We start from the raw sequence: 6,688 nt of genomic DNA, 5'->3' as shown, positions 1-6,688 counted from the left end.
TTTTGGGGCCGGCTCTGTCCTTTTCGACGAATGGCCGCAATTCTGGGCGCAAGGCTTTATCGGTGACTAAATCCACCGGGCAACCCAACTGATCTTCCAGATAAAATTGCACTCCGAAATAACGGCTGGAGGTGGCGGGACCATCGAAGCCGACCAGAATGTCCACGTCGCTATTGTCCCCGGCTTCGTCGCGCGCTGTGGAGCCAAATAAAGCCAGTTGTGTGACGCCGAACCGTTGCGCGACAACGGGTTTCAGTTTTCTCAGTAGCTCTAAAGCATGGTTCCGTTTCATAAGGCTTTGTGGATTGAGTTCGTGAAATTCCGCTTTCAGTTGAAATGGATAGTAGCATCGAAAGCCTAAAAGCAGATTGTCTCTTTTATCGAGGGTTTTACCCTAAAATACGCACAATTCAACGCCCGCTCGATCAAAACGACATAAGCATGGCCGAAACCGACCCCGAAATAGCCCACCAATACGACTTGTCGGCCGTTGTGATTCCCTTGCTGAAAGGCGTGATCTACCAGGAATCTGACGGTGGCTTGTGGAACGCCTTGTTAAATCTGCAGGCCAGGGTACGAGATTACGTGGCGGTGTTGGGTTTGGAATTGGTGCTGGATGAGGCCGAAGGTTACGCCTTCTTGCGCTCGCGGCAGGCAGCGGACGAAGACGATGAGGCCGCGGTTAAACTACCGCGTTTGATCGCGCGCCGGCCCTTGTCGTTTCCGGTCAGTTTGTTGCTGGCCTTGTTGCGCAAGCGTTTGGCCGAGTTCGACCGGGGCGGCGGCGAGACCCGGCTGGTGTTGTCGCGCGAGGACATCGTCGAATTGATCCGGGTGTTTTTGCCGCAACGCAGCAACGAAGCGCGGCTGATCGATCAGATCGAAACCCATATCAATAAGGTGGTCGAACTGGGATTTTTACGTAAATTCAAGACCGCTGCCAATCAATCCGCCAGTTACGAGGTCAGGCGCATTCTCAAGGCTTTCGTCGATGCGCAATGGTTGTCGGAGTTCGACGCCCGGCTGGCCGAATATCAAACCCAATTGGCCGCTGGCGGGGAAGGCGGGGAATAATGCAAAACGACCTGCAACTGTCGCTGGATTTCGTCGACGACGACACCCTGTCCGGCTTCCGCTTGCAACGGCTGGAAGTCTATAACTGGGGCACTTTCGACGGCCGGGTCTGGAGCTTGCAGCTCAATGGCCGCAACGCGCTGTTGACCGGCGACATCGGTTCCGGCAAATCGACCTTGGTCGATGCGGTGACGACGCTGCTGGTGCCGGCTCAACGCATCGCTTACAACAAGGCGGCCGGCGCGGACAGCAAGGAGCGCAGCCTGCGTTCCTACGTGCTGGGGCATTACAAATCGGAGCGCAACGAAGTCAGCGGCAGCGCCAAGCCGGTGGCCTTGCGCGGCGACAACAGTTATTCGGTGATCCTCGGCGTGTTTCACAACGCCGGCTACGACCAGACCGTGACGCTGGCGCAAGTGTTCTGGATTGCCGACCGTCAGGGCCAGCCGGCAAGGCTGTATGCCGGTTGCGAACGCGACTTGAGCATTGCCGCCGACTTCGCCGACTTTGGCAGCGACATCGGCCAATTGCGCAAGAAGCTGCGCCATCTCGGCGCCGAATTGTTCGACAGCTTTCCGCCTTACGGCGCCTGGTTCCGCCGCCGCTTCGGCATCGACAACGAGCAGGCGCTGGAATTGTTCCATCAAACCGTGTCGATGAAATCGGTCGGCAATCTGACCGACTTCGTCCGCAGCCACATGCTGGAGCCGTCCGAGGTGGCGCCGCGCATTGCCGCGTTGATCAATCATTTCGACGACCTGAACCGCGCCCACGACGCGGTGCTGAAAGCCAAGCGCCAGATGAGTTTGTTGACGCCGTTGGTGGCCGATTGCCAGCGTCACGGACAACTGCACGCACAAACCGAAACCCTGCGCGCCTGCCGCGAAGCCTTGCGTTCGTTTTTCGCCGGCCTGAAACAAAGCTTGCTGGAAAAGCGTCTGGCGACATTGGATCAAGATCTTGCCCGGCAAAACGCCCAGCTCGACCGGCTGAGCGAGCGCAAGCGGCAACAGCGAATGGAAGTGGGTGAACTGCAGCGCCAGATTGCCGCCAACGGCGGCGACCGTATCGCTCAATTGGGTTTGGAAATCGAGCGTCTGCAAGATGAAATGGCGCGCCGCCGCGATAAGTCTGCCCGTTACGAAAAATTGCTGAAAACCTTGGACTTGCCGGCCCCGGAAGACGCCGACGGCTTTCTGGCCCAGCAAAAGCAATTTGCCGATTTGCGGGAAAGCGCCTCTGCTCGCGAGGCGGATTTACAGAATCAGGCCAGCGAAATCGGGGTGGCGTTTGCGCAGGGCCGCAATGAACATCAAGCCTTGCAAGCCGAATTGACCAGCCTGAAAACCCGGCGCAGCAATATCGACGATGCCCAAATCAAAATGCGCGAGGCGCTGTGCCGGGCGCTGAATCTGGCCGAGGCCGAAATGCCATTCGCCGGCGAGCTGATCCAGGTCCGCGACGAAGACAAGGATTGGGAAGGCGCCGCCGAACGGCTGCTGCGCAATTTCGGCTTGTCCTTGCTGGTGCCGGATGCGCATTATGCGGAGGTGGCCGACTGGGTGGACCGGACGCAGTTGCGGGGCCGGCTGGTGTATTTCCGGGTGCGGTCCGGCCAACGCGGCGATTTGCCGGATTTGCACCGCGATTCCTTGGTTCGCAAACTGGCGATCAAGCCCGACTCGGCGTTTTACGATTGGCTGGAGCGCGAAATCGCCCATCGTTTCGACGTCGCCTGTTGCGCCACCCAGGAGCAATTTCGCCGCGAGCAAAAGGCCGTTACCCGCGCCGGGCAAATCAAAGCGCCGGGCGAGCGCCACGAAAAAGACGACCGCCACCGCCTGGACGACCGCAGCCGCTATGTGTTGGGCTGGTCGAATGCCGCCAAGATCGCCGCGCTGGAAGCCAAGGCCAAGCTATTGGAAAGCCGTCTCGCCGAGTTGGCCGGCAAATTGGCGCAGATCGACCAGGCGAGGCAAGCGGTCAAGGCACAACTGGAAACATTGTCCAAACTGGGCGAATACCGGGATTTTCGCGAGCTGGATTGGCGACCGTTGGCCGGCGAGATTGCCCGGCTGGAACACGAAAAACGCGAGTTGGAAGCGGCGTCCGATCTGCTCAAACAACTGACCGAGCAGTTGGAGGCTGTGCAAAAGGCGCTGGCCGATACCGAGCAAGCATTGAACAGCAAAATCAAGGAAATCGGCGCCACCGAACAACGTAAGCTGGCCGCCGAAGCGCTGCTGGCGGAAACCGGCGAGATTTTGCGCGAGGCCGGCGCGGAACATGCCGCGCATTACCCGGCGCTGGACGCGATGCGCGGCGAAGTGTTGGGCGAGCGGCAACTGACGATCGAATCCTGCGACAACCGCGAACAGGATTTTCGTGGCTGGCTGCAAGCCAGGATCGACGCCGAAACCAAGAAACTCAACAACCTGCGCGACAAAATCATCGATGCGATGCGCGGCTATTGCGCGGCCTTCCCGCTGGAAACCCAGGAGGTCGATGTCGGCATCGCTGCCGGCGGTGAATATCAAGCCATGTTACAGAGCTTGCAAGCCGACGATCTGCCGCGCTTCGAGGCCCGTTTCAAGGAATTGCTCAACGAAAACACCATCCGCGAGGTCGCCAACTTCCAGTCGCAACTGGCCCGCGAGCGCGAAACCATTAAGGAACGCATCGCCCGTATCAACGAATCGTTAACCCAGATCGACTACAACACCAACCGCTACATCGTGCTGGAAGCGCAGCCGACGCCGGATGCCGACGTGCGCGATTTTCAAAGCGAATTGCGCGCCTGCACCGAAGGTGCGCTGACCGGTTCCGACGACGAGCAATATTCGGAAAACAAGTTTCTGGAAGTCAAAAAAATCATCGAACGCTTTCGCGGCCGCGAAGGTCAAGCCGAGCAGGACCGGCGTTGGACCGGTAAAGTTACCGACGTGCGCAATTGGTTCAATTTCGGCGCCAGCGAGCGCTGGCGGGAAGACGGTAGCGAGCACGAACATTATTCCGACTCGGGCGGCAAGTCCGGCGGCCAAAAGGAAAAGCTGGCCTACACCATTCTGGCGGCCAGCTTGGCCTACCAGTTCGGGCTGGAGTGGGGGGCGTTGCGCTCGCGCTCGTTCCGTTTCGTGGTGATCGACGAAGCTTTTGGCCGAGGTTCCGACGAATCGGCGCAATACGGCTTGCGACTGTTCGAGAATCTCAATCTGCAATTGCTGATCGTCACGCCGCTGCAGAAAATCCACATCATCGAACCTTACGTGGCCGCGGTCGGCTTTGTGCATAACGAAGCAGGCCGCGCCTCGAAACTGCGCAATCTCAGCATCGAACAATATCGGGCCGAACGCGCGGCGCGCGGCGGATGAGCCAGCCGGTCTGGACTTTGCCGGCCGAGCTGCGCTTTGAACTGGACAAGCGCTGGCAGCGCGGCCAAATCTTGATGGAAATTTTGGCGCCGAACGGTTTGTTTCCGCTACGAATCGCGCTGAAGCAACCCAGTCCGGCGGAACTCGCCGCCGATTTTGGCGGGGTGAAAGCTTGGGTCGAAACCTGGCTGGCGGCGGATGCCCGGCATTTTTCGGTCGAATGGCGCGAGATCAATCATCGGCTGTCGGGTCGGAATCGCTTGCCGGCGGCGGCGGTTTTCGATAAGGCGGAGGATGCCGCGGCGTATTTGAAAAAATCCAGGGAGTTGGCGGTTTTTGCGCAATTGGCGACAACGCTGACTGGCGATTTCTCGGTGTTGCGAGGCTGGCTGTTGAAATACCCGCTACGGGCTCTAGAGCATGCGGGCGAATGGCAAAAACTGTTGAGCGTGGCCGGTTGGATGGGCGCGCATCCCCGGCCCGGCATTTATCTGCGCCAGATCAGCCTGCCCGGCATCGACAGCAAATTTATCGAAAGCCGCAAGAAATTGCTTGGCGAATGGCTGGATTTGCTGTTACCGGAGTCGGCAATCGACGTCGCGCAAACCGGTGTTGCCGGTTTCGAAGCGCGTTACGGCTTTTTGGCGAAGCCGGCGACGATTCGCTTTCGGGTGTTGGATAGCCGACTTGCCATCGCCGGCTTGACCGACTTAAGCGTCACCGCCGATGAGTTTGCGGTTTTGAATTTGCCGGTAGTGCGGGTGTTCGTCACCGAAAACGACATTAACGGTCTGGCCTTTCCGGATGTTCCGGGCAGCGTCGTCATTTTCGGCAGGGGGTACGGCTTCGATGCGTTGGCGAAAGCCGAGTGGTTGCGCGACAAACAAATTCATTATTGGGGCGACATCGACAGCCACGGCTTTGCGATTCTGAGCCAGTTTCGCCAGTATTTTCCGCAAACCCGGTCACTGTTGATGGACCAAGCCACCTTGCTGGCCCACCGCGCCTCGTGGGTGACAGAAGCCGCGCCCGGCCGGGCCGATTTATCTGAGCTGAGCGCCGAGGAAAGCGCGCTGTACGACGCACTGCGCGACAACCGTTACGGCCGAAATGTCAGGCTCGAGCAGGAGTACGTCGGTTTCGACCGTTTGCAGGCTTGGTTAGCCGGGTTGTGCGGCGGGGAAAAATAACGGGGGTGTTCTATCGGAGCGGGCCGATTTGTGGGAGTGGCGATCCGGTGCTAGCCTTTTCCGGGTCAAGTTCCGGACCATAAACTGTGGAGGCCCTTAGATGCATTCGAAGATTCAGGACGTTTTTACCCAGCTCCATGTCGATGTCGCCCGCAATTCCACCGACGATTTCAATCTGTTTCACGATCCGCATAAATGGCAGCGGATTAAAGACAATCCGTTCGACGGACCGATTTCGTTGGGTTTCCAGTTGGAGTCTCTGATCGAAGGCCGACTTGCAACGTTTCGCGCTAGCCGGGACGAAGCGGGTTTGATCGAGCGGCATGGGCTGCATTTCAGTAACTATCAATTTTCCTTCGCCAATGCGATCAAGCCCGGCCAGCCGATTCAGGTCGAGATCAAGGACAGCCAATTCAAAGCCGAGCCCGAGCCGGTATTGAGTAACCGTATCGCGGTCAAGGCCGAAGGCAATCTGGCCTTGATGGGCTACAAAAAAGAAACGGTCGAGCCGCTGTTTTTGCCGAATCCGAATTTGTCGCGCATCGGCGAATTGAAGATTCAGCCGGACCGCTGTTTTTTGCCGAACGGCTTCTTCCTGAAGCGTAAATTCATGATGACCAGCAACGCCAAGAATTTTCTGTGTGCGTCGCTGCGCGACCAAACCGAGTATTTCGACGAGTTGCAGGATAAAGTCAAATTTCCGGAAATATTCCCGTGTGCCTTGCTGTCCAGTGCGTTATTGGAAAAAGCCCTGAAATGGCTGCACGATTTCGAGCGCAACCCCATGGTCTATACTTCGCACAAAATCAGTATCGACAGGCGTTTGCTGGCTCAACTCAGAAGTAACGACGCGCTACATATTCTGATCAAGCCGGCGGAGGAGTCGGCGGCTCACGATTTCGGCGACCCGAAGGCGACTCCGCTCGATTACGAATGTTACGGCTTGTTCGGTTCGGACAACGCGGTATTGTTCCGTGCCGTGATTTCCTTAACGCCCCTGGAACTGATCGTTAAAGCGATGCACAAATGATGACTGGCAATTCTGTGGATTTT

5 protein-coding genes are annotated in these 6,688 nt (G+C 58.0%); 4 read left to right on the top strand and 1 reads right to left on the bottom strand.

What is annotated here, in order from left to right; translation table 11 throughout:
• The coding region (locus C2U68_RS08300) for a nucleotidyltransferase family protein (RefSeq protein ID WP_140912000.1) at nt 1–292 on the bottom strand (292 nt) is incomplete at its 3' end.
• A gap of 149 nt (nt 293–441) precedes the next feature.
• Here C2U68_RS08300 and C2U68_RS08295 point away from each other — a divergent pair.
• The 4 genes from C2U68_RS08295 (at nt 442) to C2U68_RS08280 (ending at nt 6,665) form a co-directional block, all read left to right on the top strand.
• On the top strand, nt 442–1,074 hold the full coding sequence (locus C2U68_RS08295; RefSeq protein WP_140911999.1) for a DUF4194 domain-containing protein: 633 nt from the start codon (nt 442–444) through the stop codon (nt 1,072–1,074).
• The gene (locus tag C2U68_RS08290) at nt 1,074–4,445 is read left to right on the top strand and encodes an ATP-binding protein (RefSeq protein WP_140911998.1); all 3,372 of its coding nucleotides are present in this window, start codon (nt 1,074–1,076) and stop codon (nt 4,443–4,445) included. The genes C2U68_RS08295 and C2U68_RS08290 overlap by 1 nt, the downstream gene beginning before the upstream one ends.
• Complete coding sequence (locus tag C2U68_RS08285; protein WP_140911997.1) at nt 4,442–5,635, top strand: Wadjet anti-phage system protein JetD domain-containing protein; 1,194 nt, start codon at nt 4,442–4,444, stop codon at nt 5,633–5,635. The genes C2U68_RS08290 and C2U68_RS08285 overlap by 4 nt, the downstream gene beginning before the upstream one ends.
• 100 nt (nt 5,636–5,735) lie before the next feature.
• Nucleotides 5,736–6,665, top strand: coding sequence for a hypothetical protein (locus C2U68_RS08280; RefSeq protein ID WP_140911996.1), 930 nt, complete (start codon nt 5,736–5,738; stop codon nt 6,663–6,665).
• Nucleotides 6,666–6,688 lie beyond the last annotated feature (23 nt).

This window comes from Methylomonas koyamae, from assembly GCF_006483455.1.
Lineage (GTDB): Bacteria > Pseudomonadota > Gammaproteobacteria > Methylococcales > Methylomonadaceae > Methylomonas > Methylomonas koyamae_B.
This window is presented reverse-complemented; position numbering and strand designations above follow the sequence as displayed.